Below are 21016 nucleotides of genomic sequence, written 5' to 3' on the forward strand. Positions count from 1 at the left end.
CATGAGTTCGCATGACATCCGCTCCGCCGAGCGGCCGTCGCCCGACCAGGCGATGGTCGACGTCGCCGATTACGTCCTCGACTACCGCATCGATTCCGCCGAAGCCTACGACACGGCGCGCTACATGCTGCTGGATTCGCTGGCTGCGGCAATGCTGGCGATGAAGTTTCCCGAATGCGTCAAGCACCTCGGCCCGCTGGTGCCGGGCGCCGTGCTGCCGGGCGGCGCGCGCGTGCCGGGCACCAGCTACGAGCTGGACCCGGTGCAGGCGGCATTCGCCATCGGTACGCAGATCCGCTGGCTGGACTTCAACGACACCTGGCTGGCGGCCGAGTGGGGCCACCCCTCCGACAACCTCGGCGCGATCCTGGCCGTGGCCGACTATCTCGGCCGCAAGGCCCAGCGCGAGGGCGGCACGGCGCTTACCGTGCGCGAGGTGCTGGGCTGGGCGATCAAGGCGCACGAGATCCAGGGCTGCTACGCCCTGCTCAACAGCTTCAATAGAGTGGGGCAGGACCACGTGATCCTGGTCCGGCTGGCCTCCACCGCGGTGGCCGCCGCCATGCTGGGCGGCAGCAGGGAGCAGATCGTCACCGCCGTCTCGCACAGCTGGATCGACAACGGCGCCCTGCGCACCTACCGCCACGCCCCGAACACCGGCCCGCGCAAGAGCTGGGCGGCGGGCGACGCCTGCCGCCGCGCGGTGACCCATGCGATCCATGCGGTCTACCGCGGCGTGGCGGGCTATCCATCCGCGCTGAGCGCGGCGACCTGGGGCTATTACGACGTGGCGTTCAAGGGACACGCCTTCCGCTTCGAGCGGCCGTTCGGCAGCTATGTGATGGAGAACGTGCTGTTCAAGCTCAGCTACCCGGCCGAGTTCCACGCGCAGACCGCGGTGGAGTGCGCCATGCGGCTGCACCCTCAGGTGGCCGGTCGCCTCGACGAGATCGACCAGGTGGCGATCGAGACCCAGGAGGCGGGCGCGCGCATCATCGACAAGACTGGCCCGCTGGCCAACTACGCGGACCGCGACCACTGCATCCAGTACATGGTGGCCGTGCCGCTGATCTTCGGCCGCCTGACCGCCGAGGACTACGGCGACGAGGTCGCCGCCGACCCGCGCATCGATGCCTTGCGCGCCCGCATGGCGGTCAGCGAGGACCCGCGCTTCACCCGCGACTACTACGACCCCGACAAGCGCTTTATCGGCAACTCGGTGCAGGTGTTCTTTAAAGATGGCAGCAGTACGGAAAAGATCACCGTCGATTATCCGATCGGCCACCGCCGGCGCCGGGCGGAAGGCATCCCGGTGCTGCTCGGCAAATTCGAAGCGGCGATGCGCGGGCACTTGCCCGGGCACAAGGTCGGGGCGATCCTCCACGCGATAGCAGACCCGAGCAGGCTGGACGCCATGCCTGTTCAGGAATTCCTGGAACTCTTCACGTTGTAAAGACGGTGTGAGCTAAAAACTGAACGGGCGTTCGGAGAATTGTTTGTTTTTTGCTAAGCTCTCTGCGCCCGTTTCGGGTGGTTTGGCTTCAAGGCCGGCATCGGCCGGGACTCATGGCGGCACGGCCCGCAGGGTCGTTCGCCTGGGGGTGGAACGGACGCGAAAACCAATAAACGAGGAGACACCTGATGAAACGTAAGGGCTTGTACTTCGTGATCGCGCTTGCCCTGGGCGGCGTAGGTGCCGCTCACGCGCAGGACACTGCCAGCGCCACGCCCACTTACGACGGCCGCTGGTACATCGCCCCCACCGTGGGCGGCTACTACAACGATACCGACCGCAATACCAACAGCCGCCAGGTCTATTACGGCCTGGGCGTCGGCAAGTTCATCGCGCCGAACACCTCGATCGACCTGTTCATCGATCGCACCAAGCGCGACATCGATTCCAAGATCGGTGGCGGCAACTGGTCCAACAACAACTTCGGCGCCGCGGCGCGCTTCTACTTCGGCGCGTGGGACGCATGGCGTCCGTACCTGCTGGCCGGCGTGATGGGCAGCTACCACCACAGCCGCTTCGACAACGCGTGGTCGCCCGCCGCCGAGCTGGGCGTCGGTATCTCCAAGACCATCACCGACAGCAGCGACATCCGCGCGGAAGCCGGCTACCGCTACGACTGGGACGACAAGACCCAGCCGGAGAAGAACGGCTACGGCGACTGGTTCCTGGGCTTCAGTGTGGTGTCGCGCTTCGGCGCTCCGCCGGCTGCCCCGACCACCACGCCGCCCCCGCCGCCGCCGCCGGATTGCTCCAAGCTCGACAGCGACGGCGATGGCGTGAACGATTGCGACGACAAGTGCCCGGGTACGCCGGCCGGCACCATCGTCGGTCCGGATGGTTGCCCGCAGAAGGTCGTGATCGACCTGCGCGGCGTGAACTTCAAGTTCGACTATCCGAAGAAGGGCCACGTGAAGGCTGGCGAGATCGGCAAGGCCCTGGCCACCCCGACCGCCGACTCGATCGCGATCCTGGACCAGGCCGTGGACACCCTGGGCCGCTATCCGAACGTGAAGGTCACGGTCGCCGGCTATACCGACTCGGTCGGCAAGGACGACTACAACCAGAGCCTGTCGGAGCGTCGCGCGCAGATCGTGTTCGACTACCTGACCTCGCACGGCATCGACGCCAGCCGCCTGCAGGGTCCGATCGGTCACGGCAAGAACGACCCGATCGACAGCAACGACACGGATGCCGGCCGCGCCCGCAACCGTCGTACCGAGCTGCAGGTCCAGCAGTAACCGACCGCATGGTCGTCAGAAAAGCCCGGCGCGAGCCGGGCTTTTCTTTTGCCTCGCAGCCACGTGCGAAGAACTTTCGGTGAGGCGCGTTTTCACGCGAATTTGCCTGAACGAGAACCCACCAAAAGCTTAAGCTGTCACGTTTACCTGTTAAGGGACGTGTGTATCTCTTAACGGTTTTGCTACACTCTGCGCCGCTTGCTGTTAGGAACGCCAAGCAGGGAGCCATGAGGCCCCCGAATGTCGAACCCTGAAGTTCTGACGCGCGATTTCCGTCTGGGGTGGAACGGACGCGAAAACCAATAAACGAGGAGACACCTGATGAATCGTAAGGGCTTGTATTTTCTGATTGCCCTGGCCCTGGGCGGCGTGGGTGCCGTTCACGCGCAGGACAGCAGCTCCAGCGCACCCGCCGGTTTCGATGACCGTTGGTACATTGCCCCGACCGTCGGCGGCTACTACAACGACACCGACCGCAACACCAACAGCCGTCAGGTTTACTACGGCCTGGGCGTCGGCAAGTTCATCGCGCCGAACACCTCGATCGACCTGTTCATCGATCGCACCAAGCGCGACATCGACTCCAAGGTCGGTGGCGGCAACTGGTCCAACAACAACTACGGCGTGACCGCCCGCTACTACTTCGGCGCGGCCGACGCATGGCGTCCGTACCTGCTTGCCGGCGTGATGGGCAGCTACCACCACAGCCGTTTCGACAAGGCCTGGTCGCCGGCCGCCGAGCTGGGCGTCGGTATCTCCAAGTCGATCACCGACAGCAGCGACATCCGTGCGGAAGCCGGCTACCGCTACGACTGGGACGACAAGACCCAGCCGGAGAAGAATGGCTACGGCGACTGGTTCCTGGGCTTCAGCGTGGTGTCGCGCTTCGGCGCTCCGCCGGCTGCCCCGGTGGCCGCCACCCCGCCGCCGCCGCCGGCTCCGGACTGCTCCAAGCTGGACAGCGACGGTGACGGCGTGAACGACTGCGACGACAAGTGCCCGGGTACGCCCGCCGGTACCATCGTCGGTCCGGACGGCTGCCCGAAGCAGGTCGTCATCGACCTGCGCGGCGTGAACTTCAAGTTCGACCGTCCGAAGAAGGGCGAGAAGGACATCAAGAAGGCCCTGGCTGAGCCCAGCGCCGACTCGATCGCCATCCTCGACCAGGCCATCGACACCCTGCAGCGCTACCCGCAGGTGAAGGTGACGGTTGCCGGCTACACCGACTCGGTCGGTAAGGACGCCTACAACCAGAGCCTGTCGGAGCGTCGCGCGCAGATCGTGTTCGACTACCTGACCGGCCACGGCGTCGACGCCAGCCGCCTGCAGGGCCCGATCGGTCACGGCAAGAACGACCCGATCGACAGCAACGACACGGATTCGGGCCGCGCCCGTAACCGTCGCACCGAGCTGCAGGTCCAGCAGTAATCACGACCGCAAGGTCGCGTGGAAAAGCCCGGCGCAAGCCGGGCTTTTCTTTTGGGCGGACTGGGGCACGATGACCGGCATGGACCGAAAGCAAGGGCAGGGCAGGCGAATCACGCCGGGCCGCGGTGCCGCAGCCGCGCCGAAGCACGGCCTGGCCCGCGTGCTCAGCAAGCTTGGCGTGTGCTCGCGCAGCCGGGCGGAGAAGGCCATACGCGAAGGCCGCGTCAGCGTGGACGGCCGCGTGGTGCTCGACCCGGAACGCCCCGCCGACGCCGCCCGCCAACGCATCCTGCTCGACGGCGCCCCGGTCAGCGAGACGCAGCGCGTCTACATCATCCTCAACAAACCCCGCGGCATCGTGGTCAGCGCCGCCGACGAGCGCGGCCGCGACACCGTCTACGACCTGCTGAAGGACGCCGGCCTGCCCTGGCTCGGCCCGGTCGGCCGCCTGGACAAGGCCAGCGAAGGCCTGCTGCTGCTGAGCAACGACAGCGCCTGGGCCGCTCGCCTCACCGAGCCGCGCCACCACGTCGACAAGACCTACCACGTGCAGATCGACGCCGTGCCGGACGCCGCGCTGCTCGAGCAACTCGCACTGGGCGTGGTGGACGAAGGCGAACGCCTGGCCGCGAAGCAGGCCACGCTGCTGCGTGCGGGCGAAAAGAACGCCTGGCTGGAGATCGTCCTCGACGAAGGCCGCAACCGCCATATCCGCCGCCTGCTCGAAGCGCATGGCATCGGCGTGCTGCGGCTGATCCGCGTGGCCATCGGCACGCTGCCTTTGGGCGAACTCGCCAAGGGCCGGTGGCGCCACCTGCGCCCCGAGGAAGTCGCCGCGCTATCGCGCTGATCAGCCGCGCAACTGCTCCCGCACCACGTCCAGCGTGCGCTCCTGCAGCGGATGCGTGCGCGCCGGATCCATCACCGCATAGATCGTATTGAGGCAAGGCTTGCTCTCGCGCCCCACGGCGACGACGTCGCCGCGCGCCTCGGCCTCCCGCGCGCACGCATACGGCACGACCGACAGCCCCCGGCCGGCCGCCACCCAGTCCAGCACTTCCTCCAGTTCCTCGAAATGCGCCACGCTGCGCAGCCGTGCGGGCTTCTCGCCCAGCACCTGGGTGAACCAGGTGGCGAACACGTAGTCGCTCTCGTCATAGGTCACGTAATCGGCCTGGGCCAGCGCGGCGATATCCAGCGTTGGCAAACTCTGCCGTGCGGATGCGATCAAGGCCGCCTGTTCCATGCCGACTGCAACCAGGCGCAAGGCGCCATGCGGCAGCATCAGATGCACGAAGCCCAGATCGCTGGCGCCGGTTTCCACCTGCCGCACCACTTCTTCCGCGGTGGGAAAGCTCATGCGGATCGGCACATCCGCCAACGGCCCTTCGCGGAACAGCGGCAGCAGTTCATAGCGCCCGAAGCCGCTCACCGCCGCGATGCGCAGCGGTTGCGCCGGCTCGTCGCGCATCGCCTCGTGCACCTTGGCCAGGTCGCGCCCCATATCGCGGCAGAACGCCAGCAGCCGCTCGCCGGCGGCATTGGGCACCAGCGGACCCTGTCCGCGGCGGAACAGCGGCATGCCCAGCGCTTCCTCCAGCTTGCGCAGCTGGTAGCTCACCGCCTGCTCGGTGCGGTGCAGCGACGCGGCGGCAGCGCGCAGGCTGCCGCCTTCGCAGACGGCGCGGAACGCGTGCAGATAACGCAACTCCACATTCATGCGCGGAACCCTGGGCGAGGAGGGGATGAGGGGCGAAAAATTTTCGCCGCAAGCCCAAAAAGATTCGCATGGCCGCGAAGGCAGCGGCAAGCCGAGAATCGCAGCCGCCCACCCGCCAGGAATCCCCATGAGCCGCTGCCACGCGTTTCTGCTAGCCCTGTGCCTTGCCTTGCCCGCCCATGCTGCCCCAAGCCAGGCCGCCCCGGGCCATGCCGCACATTTCTACCTCTACCGCATGCAAACCGGCGCCGCCGATAAGTTCGAGCAGGGCTACCGCCAGCACCTCGCATGGCATCGCGCCCACCGCGATCCGCTGTCCTGGTACGGCTGGACCATCGAGGACGGCGAGCGCAGCGGCTGGTTCGTCGACGCCAGCGTGGGCGAACCGTTCGCCGCCTTCGATCATCGGGTGGACGTAGCGGGCGACGGCGCCGATTTCCGCGCCAACGTGTCTGCGTATGCCATCCCGATGGGACAGCCCACCTATGTGCTGCTGCGCGAAGCCAGCACCGGTACGCCGCTGGAGAACCGCAAGCCCAGCGCCACCATGCAGGTGACGCACGTGCACGTGCGGCTTGGCATGGAGGCGCGTTTCGAACGCGCGCTGGCCGTCGCACGCCAGGCCTTGCAGAAGGAACCCGGAGCACCGGCCCATACCTGGTATCGCCTGGTCACCGGCGGCGACTCGGCGCAATACATGCTGCTGGTGGCCCGCGATCGCTGGGCCAGCTATGACGGTTTCGAACGCAGCCTCGGTTCGCTGCTGGCGAACGACGAAGCTGCACAGCGCGACATCGGCGATGCCGTGCAATCGGCCACTACCGAAACCTGGCGCTACCGCGCCGAACTCAGCGCGCTGCAATAGCGAAAGCGGGGGAGCGCAGCCGCTCCCCCGTCGATGCTCAGCCGATCACCCCAAGCTCGCGGCCCACCTTGGTGAACGCCGCGATCGCGCGGTCCAGGTGCTCGCGCGTATGCGCCGCGCTCATCTGCGTGCGGATGCGCGCCTGGCCCTGCGGCACCACCGGATAGAAGAAGCCGGTGACGTAGATGCCTTCCTCCAGCAGCTTCGCCGCCATGGCCTGCGCCTTCTTGGCGTCGTAGATCATCACCGGCACGATCGGGTGCACGCCCGGCTTGATGTCGAAGCCGGCCTGGCTCATCTGCTCGCGGAAGTAGCGGGTGTTCTCCTGCACGCGCTGGCGCAGCTCGCCCGCGCTGGACAGCATGTCGAACACCTTCAGCGCCGCGGCCACCACGTGCGGCGGCAGCGAGTTGGAAAACAGATAAGGACGCGAGCGCTGGCGCAGCAGTTCGATCACTTCGGCGCTGCCGGTGGTGAAGCCGCCCAGCGCGCCGCCGAGTGCCTTGCCCAGGGTTCCGGTGAAGATGTCGATCTTGTCCATCACGCCGTTGACTTCAGCCGAGCCGCGGCCGCTGTCGCCGAGGAAGCCGGTGCAGTGGCATTCGTCGATATGCACCATCGCGTCGTACTTGGCGGCGAGCGCGGCGATCTTGTCCAGTGGCGCGATAAAACCGTCCATCGAGAACGCACCGTCGGTGGTGATCAGCTTGGTGCGCGCGCCCGCGGCGTCGGCCGCCTGCAGCTGCTTTTCCAGGTCGGCCATGTCGCAATTGGCGTAGCGGAAGCGCTTGGCCTTGCACAGGCGGATGCCGTCGATGATCGAGGCGTGGTTGAGCGCATCGGAAATGATCGCATCCTCTTCGCCCAGCAGCGGCTCGTACAGGCCGCCGTTGGCGTCGAAGCAGGCGGCGTAGAGGATGGTGTCCTCGGTGCCGAAGAACTCGGCGATCTTCTTTTCCAGCTGCTTGTGCAGGTCCTGCGTGCCGCAGATGAAGCGCACCGAGGCCATGCCGAAGCCGTGGCTGTCCAGCGCCTCCTTGGCGGCCTGGATCACGTCGGGATGGTCGGCCAGGCCCAGGTAGTTGTTGGCGCAGAAGTTCAGCACCTTGCGCCCGCCCTCCAGCTCGATCTGCGCCGACTGCGGCGAGACGATCACGCGCTCGCCCTTGAACAGGCCCTGCTCGCGGATGGAATCCAGTTCGGCGGCGTAGCGCGCGCGGGTGGTGTCGGAGTAGCTCATCGGGATCGGCCCTTGGGGGGAAAGATGCCGATTGTGAGCCTTTGCGGCCCGCCGGAAAACCCGAGCCTGATCGAAAAGCCCGCGCAGGTTGGGGTGAGCCGCAGGCGAACCCCAACGATGCGGTGCGTCTGGACGTGGCGCGGTTGGGGTTCGCCTGCGGCTCACCCCAACCTACGCAGGCTGCGCAGGCCGGCAGGCGTCAATGCAAGCCGAAATCCACCCGCGTCGTCTTGCCCTTGTCGTCGATCCCCTCCGGCGTCAGCTTGGGATCCTTCAGCCCATACCGGTTGTCCGGCAGCTTGCCCTTCAGCCAGTCGCGCACCGCGTTGGCGCGGCGCTCGGCCAGGTCGCGCATCGCCGCGTCGTCGGTCTTGACGTTGGTCTCCAGCAAGGCCCGCATTTCGTCGGGCTCCAGCGACTTCTTCAGTCCCAGCGCATTGCGCGGCTTGTCGATGTCGTCGGCGTGCTTGTACGCACGCGCCAGATAGCGCTCTTCCTGGTCCGGCGTGATCGCCACCGCGGCGAGCGCGGCGGGCGAGGTGTCGGCGTTCTTGCCGCCGTCGTCCAGCAGCTTCTCCTTGCGGATCATGTCCTGCACGGTCACCTTGCGCAGCCCGTTCTGGTCCTGCGCCGGATCGGCGCGGCCGACGATATCCAGGGTCAGCGAGGTCTTCTGGTTGAGCATCGCCACCACCTTGCCCAGGCGCTCCTGCGCGGCGCCGTTGAGCACGGCCGAGCCGGGTTCGAATTCCACGTAGCCGAGGTCTTCGTGGTCGCCGCCGCCGAAGGCCGAGCCGAGCAGGCGGAACGGCGAGGTCACCGCCTTGACGATCAGGTTGCCGATGGCGCGCCAGATCAGGCCGCCCATGCTGAACTGCGGATCGTCCAGCGAGCCGGACACCGGCACGTTGACGTCGATATTGCCCTGCGTGTCCTTCAGCAGCGCCACCGCCAGCTTCACCGGCAGGTGCGAAATGCCGGGCGCTTCGATGCGGTCGCCGAAGGTGAGCTGGGTGATGTAGATGTGGTTGTCGGCCTTGAGCTTGCGCTGGTCGAGGTTGTACTTCACGTCGACGGTGAGCTTGCCCGCGGTGATCGGATAGCCGGTGTACTTGCTGGAGTAGGCGCTGAGGCGCGTCAGCTCCACTTCGTTGGCCTTGCCCTGGATATCCAGGAAGGCCACCGGCGCCAGCGGATTCATGCTGCCGCTGATGTCCACCGGCGAGTTGTCGTCCAGCTGCGCCTGCACGGCCACCTCGGCCGGCGGGCCGCCCGCGGTGCCGAACGCGCCGATCTTGCCGGTGACCTTGGTGAGGTTGGCGGTGTAGTTGGGCTTGATGAAGTTGTCGGTGTAGTTGAGCTGGCCGTTGAGCAGGGTGATCTGGCCGAGCTGGATATCCGCCGCCGGAGCGATCGATTCGGTGGGCTTCTCGGTTTCCGTCGTCGTCTTCGACACCTTGGGTGCCGCCGGCGCATTGGTTTCGGCGCGCGTCACCGAGACCGGCGCTTCCTGCTCCGGCTTCGCCACCACGTCAGCCAGATTCAGCCGTCCATTCGCATTGACGATCATGCGCGCATAGAACGCGCTCAGCACCAGGCTGCCCACGTGCATGCGCGGCGTGCCGCTGCCGTAGGCCACGTCGAGGTTGCCGGCGTTGAGCGCGCTCCAGCGCAGGAAGTCGTCGCCGGTGACCTTGTCCTGCACGCGCACGCGTTCCAGCGCGGCATTGCCCTTGAAGCCGAACTTCGGTTCCGCGCTGCGTCCGTCGTAATGCAGCTTGCCCTTGCCGCTCAGGCGCGCGCTGGAGATGGTCACGTTCAGCGGCACGCTGATGTACGGCGCGAAGGTGGCGATGTCCAGGCCGCGGGTGGTGACGTCCAGTTCGGCCAGGGCAGGGGAGGGCTGCACATTGCCGGCGAGCGAGAACGTGCCCTTGCCGATGGAGCCGTCCAGCTTCATCGCGCGCTGCTGGTTGAACTTGTCGCTGAGCTCGTCGATGCCGCCCTTCAGCGCCGTCACTTCCACCACCGCGGGCTTGCCGTTGCCCACCGCGTGGTCGGCGAAGCGCACGGCGCCGTTGTCCACGCCGAGGTGGGCGATGCTCCATTGCCACGCCGGTCCGGCGTCGGCCGGCCTGGCCTTGCCGCGTGGCGCGGCTGCCTTGGCGGCGGTCTTGGGCGGCGCGAACAATTCGGTGAGCGAGATAGTGCCGTTGGCCGCGCGCTGCACGTCCAGGCTAAGGCCGGTGCCGACCAGGCTTTTCAGGCGCGCCTGGCGCGACGCCAGGTCGATCTGTTCGATGTCCGCCTGCAGCTTGCCCCAGGCCACCGGTGCGGCCTGGCCCTTGCCGCCGGCTTCCAGCGCGAAATCGCTCACCGTCGCCTGCGCCGGCGCCAGGTGCACATTGGTGGCCTTGCCCCAGTCCAGCTGCAACTGGCCGTTGGCATCGAGCTTGCCCTTGGCGGCGCGCGCGGCCATGGCGGAGCCGGCCATCGCCTGCAGCGGCACCATGTCCACCTGCTTGAGCGACAGCGCCGCCTTCAGCGTGGCCGCGGCCAGGTCGAGCGTGCCCTTGGCGCCGATGTCGCCGCCGAACAGCTGGCCGGCCAGATCGAGCTTCGCCGGCGGCGCGGCAAGCATGCTCAGGCCGAGCAGGCTGCCGTGCAGGTCGGCGAGATCGAGCTTGTTCTGCGTGGCGTCGGTGTAGTGGATGGCGCTGCCGGTGAGCGCGATCGAGGCGATGCGCAGGTCGGTGGGCGCGGCTTTCTTCGCCGGATCGGCTGGCGCCGACGGCGCCGTCAATGTGTCGTAGTTGCTGTGCCCGCCTTCGCTCGCCGTGTAGTAGACCTGGGCCTGCTCCAGCTTCAGCGCGCCAAGCCGGTAGCGCGACACCAGCGGCTGCACGTCCGCCAACTCCGCCGTGCCATGGCCGAGGCGCGCGATCGGCTCGCCCTTGCTGCTGTCGAGCGCGAAATCGTCCAGCTGCAGGTTGCCGGTGAGGCGCACCTGCGGCGCATCCGGTGTCTGCACGAAATTGAGTTCCAGCTTGCCGCTGAGCAGGCCCTTCGGAATCGCGATCGGCAGCGGCTTGGGCACGTAGCCGAGGTAGCGGGGCAGGTCGAGGCGGTCGAGCTGGAAGCCGATCGCCGATTCGCGGTTGCTGGCGAACGGCTTGGTCTGGCCTTCGATGCGCAGCGGGCTGCCGTCCACCTTCAGCGCCAGCAGCGGCTTGACGAACACGTCGGTGCTGCTGGGCAGGTTGGCGAGGAAGGGAATGCCAAGTTCCAGTTGCTCGACATGGTGGCTGGCTTTCGCCGCCTGGTCGTCGAACACGATGTCGCCGCCGTGCACGCTGATATTGGACAGCGCGAAGCGCGCCGGCTTGGCGTCGGGCGCGGCCGGTTGCGATGCGTAGCGCTCGATGATGTCGGAGAAATTGAAGCGCTGGTCGGCCGTGCGCGCGATGTGGATGCGCGGGCGCTGCAGCGAGAGTTCGTCCAGCACCGGCGCCAGGCGGAACAGCGAGGTCCACGAGGTGTTGGCGACGATCTGGTCGACGTCGACGAAGCTGGTCTTGCCGTCGCGTTCGCCGATATGCAGCTGGTCCAGCTGCAGCCGCAAGGTGTAGGGGTTGAGGTGCACCTTGCCCAGCGTCACTGGCCGGTCCAGCGCGGCGCTGGCGTGCTTTTCGATCTGGCCGCGGATGATCGACGGCGCGGCGAGAAAGCCGAACAGGCCGAACAGCACCAGCACGATGGCGGCGATCAGCGCGGTCTTGCGCGTGCGCCGCGAGCGGTAGACGGTGAGCGCACGTGTGCGCGCCGCCGTCAGCCGGGAACTGCCGGAAGAAATCTGATCTGCCATGCGGGCGATGCTCCGTCAGTTAAGCGACCCGACGGCGTGCGGTCCTACCCCGGCCGCGCACTGCCTAACCCAGTCCCATAAGCGCCGGTCGCGGGGGGAGTTTACCCGTGCGTGAGACGTTTCGGTGGGCTCCCGCGCACGCCCGGCGCGGGAGCCTTCAGGCCACGATCAGAGCCGGCTTCGCATCAAAGCCAGGAACACACGACCTTGCCGCAATGGCCGGCATCCATCAGGTCGAAGCCCTTCTGGAAGTCGTCGATGTGGATCTGGTGGGTGAGCACCTTCTGCAGCGGGAAGCCGGTGAGCACCATCTGGGTCATCTTGTACCAGGTCTCGTACATGCGGCGGCCGTAGATGCCCTGCAGGGTGAGGCCCTTGAAGATCACCTTGTCCCAGTCGATGCCGGCGCCGCGCGGCATGATGCCGAGCATGGCGATCTTGCCGCCGTGATACATGCAGTCGAGCATGTCGTTGAAGGCGCGCGGGTTGCCGCTCATCTCCAGGCCCACGTCGAAGCCTTCGATGTGCAGGTCCTTCACCACGTCGCGCAGCGACTGGTTGGCCACGTTCACCACGCGGGTGGCGCCCATGTCGGCGGCCAGCTTCAGGCGGTAGTCGTTGACGTCGGTGACCACCACGTTGCGTGCGCCCACGTGCTTGGCGATGCCGGCGGCGATGATGCCGATCGGGCCGGCGCCGGTGATCAGCACGTCCTCGCCGATCAGGTCGAACTCCAGCGCGCAGTGCGCGGCGTTGCCGTAGGGGTCGAAGAAGGCGGCCAGCTCCGAGGGGATCTGGTCCGGGATCGGCCACAGGTTGGAGGCCGGCATGGCCATGTATTCGGCGAAGGCGCCGTTGCGGTTCACGCCGATGCCCACCGTGTTCGGGCACAGGTGCTGGCGGCCGGCGCGGCAGTTGCGGCAGTGGCCGCATACGATATGGCCCTCGGCCGAGACGCGGTCGCCGATCTTGTAGCCGGTGACGCCCGGGCCGATCTCGACGATGCGGCCGACGAATTCATGGCCGATGGTCAGGCCCGGCTTGATGGTGCGCTGGCTCCACTCGTCCCACTTGTAGATATGCAGGTCGGTGCCGCAGATGGCGGTTTTTTCCATCTTGATCAGCACCTCGTTGGGGCCGACCTCCGGCACGGGCACTTCTTCCATCCAGATGCCCTGCTCGGGCAAGCGCTTGACCAGGGCTTTCATCGTCTGCTGCATGGGGAATCCATCGGCTGGCCCGCAAGGCGGGCGGGGAAAGCGGCGATTATAAAGTGCGGGCACGGCGGGCCGTCTTCGTGCAGTGCAGCGTTGCCGGCCCGGCCGCTTCGGTCTAAGGTCGCAAGTTTGTGCGATCACCCAGAAGGGACAGCGGATGCGTAAGAAGACGATGGGCCTGGCCGCGGCCATGGCGATGGGCCTGGCTCCGGGCGCGCAGGCGGACGAGGGCATGTGGATGCCCTCGCAGCTGCCCTCGATCGGCAAGCAGCTGCGCGCCGCCGGCTTCCAGGGCAACCCGGCCGACCTGGCGGACCTGACCAGGCCGCCGCTCAGCGCGGTGGTCAAGGTGGGTGGCGCCACCGGCGCCTTCGTCAGCGGCGACGGCCTGGTGCTGACCAACCACCACGTGGCCTTCGGCGTCATCCAGTACAACAGCAATCCGCAGCGCGATCTGATCCAGCACGGCTTCGTCGCCGGCGACCGCGCGCAGGAGCTGCCGGCCAATCCGGACTTCCGCCTGCGCGTGACCACCGGCTTCGACAAGGTCACCGACCAGGTGCTGGCCCAGGCCCGGGGCAAGACCGGCCGCGCCTACTACGACGCGGTGGACGCCGCCGGCAAGGCGCTGGTGGCCGAGTGCGAGCGCGAGGCGGGCTATCGCTGCAGCGTGGTCAACATGTTCTACGGGCGCGATTTCTACCTGGTGAAGCAGCTGGAGATCCGCGACGTGCGTCTGGTCTACGCGCCGCCGCGCGCCATCGGCAACTACGGCGACGAAGTGGACAACTTCGTCTGGCCGCGCCACAGCGGCGACTTCACCGTGCTGCGCGCCTATGTCGGCCCCGACGGTAGGCCGGCGGCCTATGCCAAGGAAAACCAGCCGTACCACCCGCCGGCGCATCTGCAGGTCGCCAGCGAAGGCGTGAACGAGGGCGACTTCGTCATGCTCGCCGGCTATCCCGGCACCACCTATCGCCACCGCACGGCGGCGGAGTTCGCCGACCAGGTGCAATGGCGTCTGCCCAAGTCGGTGGAGGTGATGAAGCAGGTGCAGGGCGTGATCGAGGACGCCGGCCGCGCCGACAAGCAGGCGGCGATCCGCTACGCCTCGCAACTGCAGTCGCTGAAGAACGGCATCAAGCGTTTCAGCGGCGAACTCGACGGCCTCAAGCGCAGCGACGCGGTCGACATCCGCCGCAAGGACGAGGACGCCATGCTGGCGTGGCTGGACAAGCAGCCGCAGGCAAGAACGCTGCGCCCGGACATCGACACGGTGGCCAAGCTGATCGCCGGCGGCAATGCCAACCGCGAGCGCGATCTGCTCTTCGCCATCCTGCAAGCGCAGACGCAGCTGCTGCGCTCGGCGCTCACCTTGCAGCGCTACGCCCACGAACGCGCCAAGCCCGACGCCGACCGCGAAACCGGCTACCAGCAGCGCGACGAGGACCTCACCGCCGGCATGCTCAAGCAGGTGCAGCGCCGCTACGACGCGGGGGTGGAAAAACGCATCCTCACGGCTCTGCTCATCCGCTATCAGCAGTTGCCCGATCCGCAGCGCGTGCCGGAATTCGACGCCGCCTTCGGCCGCACGCCGGCCGAACTGGCCGGGACGCTGGACCGCGTGTATGGCGCCACCCAGCTCGGCGACGAGGCGCAGCGCCTGCATTGGCTGAAGGCGCAGCCCGACGAAGTGGCGAAGTCGGACGACGCGCTGCTCAAGCTGGCGGCGGCGCTGCAGCCGGCGCTGCTGCGCATCGAAGACCAGCGCAAGGAGCGCGACGGCGAGCTGCTGCGCCTGCGCCCGGCCTATATGCAGGCGCTGATCGCCTATCGCGAGCAGCAGGGGCGGGCGGTCTATCCGGATGCCAACTCCACCTTGCGCGTCAGCTACGGCAAGGTCACGCCGCTGAAGGCACGCGACGCGGTGAGCTATTCGCCGCTGACCAGCACCGCCGGCATCGTCGAGAAGAACACCGGGGTGGAACCGTTCGACGCGCCCAAGCCGCTGCTGGACGCCATCGCCAAGGGCGACTACGAGGGCTATCTGGACAAGCGTTCCGGTGTGATGCCAGTGGATTTCCTCAGCAACCTCGACACCACCGGCGGCAACTCCGGCTCGCCCGTGCTCAATGCGCACGGCCAGCTGGTGGGGCTGAATTTCGACAGCAACTGGGAAGCGGTGAGCGCGAGCTGGATGTTCGATCCGCGCTACAAGCGCGCGATCCACGTGGACATGCGCTACATGCGCTGGCTGATGGACAAGGTGTATCCGGCGCCGTGGCTGCTGAAGGAGCTGGGCGTGCCGGCGCGGTGATGCCGCGCCGGCGGCGAACGTAGGTTGGGGTGAGCGCAGCGAACCCCAACAGACGTTTCAGGTCGTCCTATCAAAGGGAAGGCCGGGCGCCGCGGCCGCGTTGGGGTTCGCTGCGCTCACCCCAACCTGCACGGCGGCTCAGCGCAGCGCCGAATAGATCAGCGCGAAAACCAGGCTGGCCGCGACGCAGACCACGAACCAGAAACCGCGGTTGTCCTTGTGCCACACCGGTGGCGCGCCATCGTCGCCCGCACGCGCGGGCTTGGCGGCGGCAGCGGGTGCCGAGGCGCGGTTGCCGGGTTCGGCCACCATGTACTTGCGTTTGTTCATTCCGTACTTCCCCCCGTTCAACGTTGTCTCGGCGGTTCGCTGTGGCTGACCACGGTTGCGATCGTGCAAGACACCGTGATTCTCGTCCAAAATGTGAAGCAAGGCACGTGCCCATACCGTCCAAATGGCGTTGCGTTGCCGTTGGGCGGGAAAACGCTGCATGCCAGCCTGACCCAGCACGTCACCTTGAGCCCTCCGGAAGCGTACATGCCTGCCGACTCGCGTCACCCCAGCATTTTCTTGATGGGCCCTACGGCGTCGGGCAAGACCGCGTTGGCGTGTGCGCTGAGCGAGAATTTTCCGGTTGAGCTGGTGAGCGTGGATTCCGCGCTGGTGTACCGCGGCCTGGACATCGGCGCGGCCAAGCCGGATGCGGCGACGCTGGCGCGCCATCCGCACGCGCTGATCGATATCCGCGATCCGGCCGAGCCGTATTCGGCGGCGGATTTCCGCGCCGACGCCCTGCAGGCGATGAAAGACATCACGGCGCGCGGCAAGGTTCCGCTGCTGGTCGGCGGCACCGGCCTGTACTTCCGCGCGCTGCAACATGGGCTGTCACATTTGCCGGAGGCGGACGCGGCGATCCGCGAGCGTCTCACCGAAGAGGCGGTGCTCATCGGCTGGCCCGCCATGCACGAGCGCCTGCGCCAGGCCGATGCCGCCGCCGCCGCGCGGATCGGGCCGAACGACGCGCAGCGCATCCAGCGCGCGCTGGAAGTGATCGAACTCACCGGCCGCCCGCTGTCCGAACAGCAGCGCGGCGGCAGCGGCGAGCGCTTTCCGTGGCGGGTGCTCAAGCTGGCCCTGCTGCCGGCGGACCGGGCGCCGCTGCACGCGCGCATCGCCGAACGCTTCGACGCCATGCTGCGCGACGGCTTCCTCGACGAGATACGCGGCCTGCGCGCGCGCGGCGACCTGCATCCGGACCTGCCCTCGATGCGCGCGGTCGGCTACCGGCAGGCCTGGGAGCATCTGGATGGCGCCACCGACGCCGCACAATTCCGCGACCGCGGCGTGTTCGCCACCCGCCAGTTGGCCAAGCGCCAGATCACCTGGCTGCGCGGCGAGCTGGACGCGCGGACTTTCGACCCCGACCGCCCCGGCCTGGAGGCCCGGGCCGTCGACGCGCTGGAGCTGTTCCTGGGCGCTTCCGGCTAAGGTTGGCGCGCGGTTTTGGCGAACGGGTTCGCGCTTCCCGGGCAGCCTGCCGGAAAGGCTTTCCAACGCGGGCGCGGAGCCTTTCATCAACGATTTAAAAGTGGTTAATATTCCGAAGCCTTGGGCCGGGGCGCGCGAGCGTCTTTTATCCGGCCCGTCCGATGCGAGGGGAGAACAACAATGTCCAAAGGGCAGTCATTGCAAGATCCGTTTTTGAACGCACTGCGCCGCGAGCGCGTCCCGGTTGCCATCTACCTGGTCAACGGCATCAAGCTGCAGGGCACGATCGAGTCGTTCGACCAGTTCGTGGTGCTGCTGCGCAACCAGGTCAGCCAGATGGTCTACAAGCACGCCATTTCCACCGTGGTGCCCAGCCGCAACGTGCGGATGGGGACCGGCCACGAGGGCCACGTCGAGGCTACGACGGCGCCCGAAACGGAAGGTTGAAACGGGCCTGGAATGACCCATGTGTAAGAGGCGGCGGGCCTTAAGGTCCCGCCGCTTGGTCGTTTCCGACCCCCGCGGCCGCTGGCGCCGCTACACTTCGCATTCGCCCCGTCGCGGCCGTCCGGCCCGGTGCCGGGCCCATTCCGCACAGGTCATTCCGCATCCGTGTTCGATAGACAAAAGAAAGGCGAGCGCGCCGTACTGGTGCTGCCGCATTCCCGTGGCGAGGGCGACACCGTGCGCCGCGCCGAAGAATTCACCGAGCTGGTGAAATCCGCCGGCGCCGAAGTGCTGGGCAGCGTCGCCGCCCGCGTCGAGGACCCCAACCCGCGCTACTACATCGGTTCCGGCAAGGCCGACGAGGTCGCCGAGATGGTGCGCGCGCTCGAAGCCGACCTGGTGCTGGTGGACCACACCCTCAGCCCGGTGCAGGAGCGCAACCTCGAGAAGCACCTGAAGACCCGCGTGGTCGACCGCGCCGGCCTGATCCTGGACATCTTCGCCCAGCGCGCCCGCTCGCACGAAGGCAAGCTGGAAGTGGAGCTGGCCCAGCTCAAGCACGTCGCCACCCGCCTGGTGCGCGGCTGGACCCATCTGGACGCCCAGCGCGGCGGTGCCATCGGCAACCGCGGCCCGGGCGAAACCCAGCTGGAAACCGACCGCCGCCTGCTCGCCGAGCGCGTGAAGATGCTGAGCAAGCGCCTGGAGAAGGTGCAGGTGCAGCGCACCCAGCAGCGCCGCGCGCGCCTGCGCAACACGGTGCCGCGGGTGGCCCTGGTGGGCTACACCAATGCCGGCAAGTCCACGCTGTTCAATAAGCTGACTTCGGGCGAGGTGTTCGCCGCCGACCTGCTGTTCGCCACGCTCGACCCCACCGTGCGCAAGCTGGACGACCTCAGCTGCGGCCCGGCTGTGCTGGCCGACACCGTAGGCTTCATCCGCGATCTTCCGCACGACCTGGTGGCCGCGTTCCGCGCCACCCTGGCCGAGGCGCGCGACGCCGACCTGCTGCTGCACGTGAGCGACGCCGCCGACGAGGAGCGCGAATACCTGCACAAGGTGGTCGACGGCGTGCTGGAGGAAATCGACGCCGGCGACGTGCCGCAGCTGCGCGTGATGAACAAGATCGACCTGGCCGGCACCGAGCCGCGCATCGACCGCGACGACGAAGGCCGCCCGGCCACCGTGTGGCTGTCGGCCGCCACGGGGCAGGGCCTGGACCTGCTGCGCCAGGCCCTGGGCGAACTGCTCGGCGGCGAGCGCGTGCAGTCCGAGCTGCGCCTGCCGCTCACCGCCGGCCGCCTGCATGCGCGGCTGAAGGCCGCCGGCGCCATCGCCGGCGAGGACGTGGACGTGGACGGCTGGCGCCTGCGCATCGACGCGCCGCGCAGCGTCATCGCCCCGCTGAGCGGCGGCAGCCCGGCCGAGGCCGAGCTGCTGCGCGGCTTGCTGGGCGAGCCCCGCGACGAGCCGTGAGCGAGGCGGGACGGGCCTTCGCCCGTCCGCCTCTGCTAGAATGCCCGCCGTTTGTGCCGCTTCCCTGCCGGGCAGGACCCTTGCCCGGACGCGACTCGCCACCATGATGCTTTCCGACCAAGGTGCTTCCGGCTATTGCTGCCGGCCTCCCAGCGGCCTCAAGGAGACTGACAATGGCCTGGAACGAACCCGGTAACGGGCAACGTGACCCCTGGGGCAAGCCTCGCCAGAACCCCGGTAAATCCGGTCTGGACGATGCTTTCAAGCAGTTGAAGAACCGGTTGTCCCGCTTAGGCGGCGGCCCCGGCGGCGTGCTCACCATCGTGCTCGCCCTGCTGCTGGCCTCCCTGCTGCTGAGCAGCTACACCATCGTCGACGCCCGCCAGGCCGGCGTGGTGCTGCGCTTCGGCCAGTACGCCCGCACCCTGCAGCCGGGCTTCCACTTCAAGCTGCCGCGTCCGCTGGAGACCGTCACCAAGGTCAGCACGACCGAGGTGCGCTCGGTGTCCGACAAGGTGCGCATGCTGACCAGCGACGAGAACATCATCTCGGTCGACTTCAACGTGCAGTACCAGGTGTCGGACGCACGCAAATTCCTGTTCTCGCTGAGCGGCCAGCCGGAAGATACGCTGCGCCAGGCCGCCGAGGCCGCGGTGCGCTCCGTGGTCGGCGCCAATGTGATGGACAACATCCTCACCAGCTCCGCGCCGGAGCAGGCCGCCGTGCCCGCCGCGCCGTCCACCGCGGCCGCGCCGGTCGCCGCCGCGCAGGCCGCGGTGACCCAGGCCGCCGCCGCCGCGCAGACGCGCGACACGCTGCAGCAGCAGACCCGCGAGATCCTCCAGGCCACCCTGGACAGCTACGACGCCGGCCTCGCCGTCACCGACGTGAGCTTCCAGAACGTGTCGCCGCCGCAGGAAGTGAAGGACGCCTTCGACGACGTCAACGCCGCGCGCGAAGACAAGCAGGGCACCGAGAACAACGCCCGCGCCTACGCCAGCAAGGTGGTGCCCGAAGCACGCGGCGAAGCCTCGCGCATCGCGGCCCAGGCGCAGGGCTACTCGGCCGAGCGCGTGGCGCGCGCCACCGGCGACGCCGACCGCTTCAACCTCATCCTCAAGGAATACCGCGGCGCGCCCGAAGTGACCCGCCGCCGCCTGTGGCTGGAAACCGTCGAGGACGTGATGTCCAACAATCCCAAGGTGCTGGACGGCACCGGCGGCCGCAACATGATCTACCTGCCGCTGGACCGCGCCGCCGTGCGCGACCTGCCGGGCGTGGGCACGGTGGCGCCGGCCGCCGACTCGGGCAAGGAGAAGCAGTGATGAAATTCCTCGCCGGCATCATCGTCGTCATCGCCGTCCTGCTCGGTTTCAACAGCGCCTACGTGGTGCACGAAGGGCAGAGCGCGCTGGTGCTGCAGTTCGGCCGCATCGTGCGCACGGGCGACACGCCCGGCCTGCACTTCAAGCTGCCGCTGATCCAGCAGGCCCTCCTGTTCGACAACCGCATCCTCACCCTGGAGGCGCAGCCGGAGCGCTACTTCACCTCCGAGAAGAAGAGCGTCAACGTCGACTTCTACGTGAAGTGGCGCATCGCCGACAACGCCGCCTATTACCGCGCCACCGCCGGCGCCGAGCTGCAGGCCGCCAACCGCCTGTCGCCGATCGTGAAAGACGCCCTGCGCTTCGAGTTCAACGGCCGCACCCTGCAGGAACTGATCGCTGGCGGCCGCAAGGACATCACCGAGCGCGTGCGCAAGCAGACCGACGCCACCGCGCGCAAGAGCCTCGGCATCGCCGTGGTCGACGTGCGCATCAAGCGCATCGACCTGCCGGACGAAGTGAGCGAGTCGGTGTACAAGCGCATGCGCGCCGAGCGCCTGCAGCTGGCCAACGAATTGCGCTCCACCGGCCGCCAGGCCGCCGAAACCATCCAGGCCGACGCCGACCGCCAGGGCCAGGTGATCCGCGCCGAAGCCGAGCGCGACGCGGCCAAGATCCGCGGCGAAGGCGACGCGCAGGCCGCGGCGATCTACGCGCAGGCCTACGGGCAGGATCCGGAATTCTTCGCCTTCTACCGCAGCCTCGGCGCGTACCGTAAGTCGTTCGACGACGGCAAGGGCGTGCTGGTGCTGAAGCCGGATTCGGAGTTCCTGAAGTATTTCAACGACGGCGCGAGCAAGCGCTGAGGCAGCCGGGC

16 protein-coding genes are annotated in these 21016 nt (G+C 67.8%); 11 read left to right on the forward strand and 5 right to left on the reverse strand.

Going from position 1 to position 21016, the window contains the following annotated elements; translation table 11 throughout:
- Position 1: 1 nt before the first annotated feature.
- The 4 genes from FHW85_RS13050 (at position 2) to FHW85_RS13065 (ending at position 5029) form a co-directional block, all read left to right on the forward strand.
- Positions 2-1453, forward strand: coding sequence for a bifunctional 2-methylcitrate dehydratase/aconitate hydratase (locus tag FHW85_RS13050; protein WP_168648516.1), 1452 nt, complete (start codon positions 2-4; stop codon positions 1451-1453).
- A 188-nt stretch (positions 1454-1641) separates the two neighbouring features.
- Positions 1642-2751: an OmpA family protein gene (locus FHW85_RS13055; protein WP_167258439.1), complete on the forward strand. Its 1110-nt coding sequence runs from the start codon at positions 1642-1644 to the stop codon at positions 2749-2751.
- A 321-nt stretch (positions 2752-3072) separates the two neighbouring features.
- Entirely contained in the window at positions 3073-4179 is a 1107-nt protein-coding gene (locus FHW85_RS13060) for an OmpA family protein (protein WP_167258437.1), read from the forward strand.
- A gap of 79 nt (positions 4180-4258) precedes the next feature.
- Positions 4259-5029, forward strand: a complete 771-nt coding sequence (locus FHW85_RS13065) for a pseudouridine synthase (protein ID WP_168648517.1) — start codon at positions 4259-4261, stop codon at positions 5027-5029.
- Here FHW85_RS13065 and FHW85_RS13070 read toward each other — a convergent pair whose 3' ends face one another.
- Positions 5030-5899 carry a LysR family transcriptional regulator gene (locus tag FHW85_RS13070; RefSeq protein WP_168648518.1) on the reverse strand — a complete coding sequence of 290 codons (870 nt, stop codon included), beginning with the start codon at positions 5897-5899 and terminating at the stop codon, positions 5030-5032.
- A gap of 127 nt (positions 5900-6026) precedes the next feature.
- Here FHW85_RS13070 and FHW85_RS13075 point away from each other — a divergent pair, with 127 nt between their 5' ends.
- Positions 6027-6764, forward strand: a complete 738-nt coding sequence (locus tag FHW85_RS13075; RefSeq protein WP_168648519.1) for a hypothetical protein — start codon at positions 6027-6029, stop codon at positions 6762-6764.
- A 37-nt stretch (positions 6765-6801) separates the two neighbouring features.
- Here the strand turns inward: FHW85_RS13075 and kbl are convergent, their stop codons facing one another.
- From kbl to tdh, 3 genes are all read right to left on the reverse strand, one after another.
- Positions 6802-8004 (reverse strand): glycine C-acetyltransferase, encoded by a 1203-nt coding sequence (gene kbl / locus FHW85_RS13080; protein ID WP_167258430.1) that lies wholly within the window; start codon positions 8002-8004, stop codon positions 6802-6804.
- Positions 8005-8203: 199 nt separating this feature from the next.
- Entirely contained in the window at positions 8204-11869 is a 3666-nt protein-coding gene (locus FHW85_RS13085) for a DUF748 domain-containing protein (RefSeq protein ID WP_168648520.1), read from the reverse strand.
- 185 nt (positions 11870-12054) lie between these two features.
- On the reverse strand, positions 12055-13089 hold the full coding sequence (gene tdh, locus FHW85_RS13090) for an L-threonine 3-dehydrogenase (protein WP_210427788.1): 1035 nt from the start codon (positions 13087-13089) through the stop codon (positions 12055-12057).
- Positions 13090-13243: 154 nt separating this feature from the next.
- Here tdh and FHW85_RS13095 point away from each other — a divergent pair, with 154 nt between their 5' ends.
- On the forward strand, positions 13244-15403 hold the full coding sequence (locus tag FHW85_RS13095; protein ID WP_168648521.1) for a S46 family peptidase: 2160 nt from the start codon (positions 13244-13246) through the stop codon (positions 15401-15403).
- A gap of 138 nt (positions 15404-15541) precedes the next feature.
- Here FHW85_RS13095 and FHW85_RS13100 read toward each other — a convergent pair whose 3' ends face one another.
- On the reverse strand, positions 15542-15733 hold the full coding sequence (locus FHW85_RS13100; RefSeq protein ID WP_167258424.1) for a hypothetical protein: 192 nt from the start codon (positions 15731-15733) through the stop codon (positions 15542-15544).
- A 207-nt stretch (positions 15734-15940) separates the two neighbouring features.
- Between FHW85_RS13100 and miaA the strand changes: the two genes are divergently transcribed.
- From miaA to hflC, 5 genes are all read left to right on the forward strand, one after another.
- Complete coding sequence (miaA, locus tag FHW85_RS13105; protein WP_168648522.1) at positions 15941-16891, forward strand: tRNA (adenosine(37)-N6)-dimethylallyltransferase MiaA; 951 nt, start codon at positions 15941-15943, stop codon at positions 16889-16891.
- Between the two features lie 180 nt (positions 16892-17071).
- Positions 17072-17338 carry an RNA chaperone Hfq gene (gene hfq, locus FHW85_RS13110; protein ID WP_167258420.1) on the forward strand — a complete coding sequence of 89 codons (267 nt, stop codon included), beginning with the start codon at positions 17072-17074 and terminating at the stop codon, positions 17336-17338.
- Between the two features lie 165 nt (positions 17339-17503).
- Positions 17504-18814 (forward strand): ribosome rescue GTPase HflX, encoded by a 1311-nt coding sequence (gene hflX, locus FHW85_RS13115; RefSeq protein ID WP_168648523.1) that lies wholly within the window; start codon positions 17504-17506, stop codon positions 18812-18814.
- Between the two features lie 173 nt (positions 18815-18987).
- Positions 18988-20139 carry an FtsH protease activity modulator HflK gene (gene hflK / locus FHW85_RS13120; protein WP_167258416.1) on the forward strand — a complete coding sequence of 384 codons (1152 nt, stop codon included), beginning with the start codon at positions 18988-18990 and terminating at the stop codon, positions 20137-20139.
- Positions 20139-21005 (forward strand): protease modulator HflC, encoded by an 867-nt coding sequence (gene hflC / locus FHW85_RS13125; RefSeq protein ID WP_168648524.1) that lies wholly within the window; start codon positions 20139-20141, stop codon positions 21003-21005. Before hflK ends, hflC begins: the two co-directional genes overlap by 1 nt.
- Positions 21006-21016: the final 11 nt, after the last annotated feature.

Origin of the sequence: Dyella sp. SG609, from assembly GCF_012275375.1 — a bacterium.
Lineage (GTDB): Bacteria > Pseudomonadota > Gammaproteobacteria > Xanthomonadales > Rhodanobacteraceae > Dyella_D > Dyella_D marensis.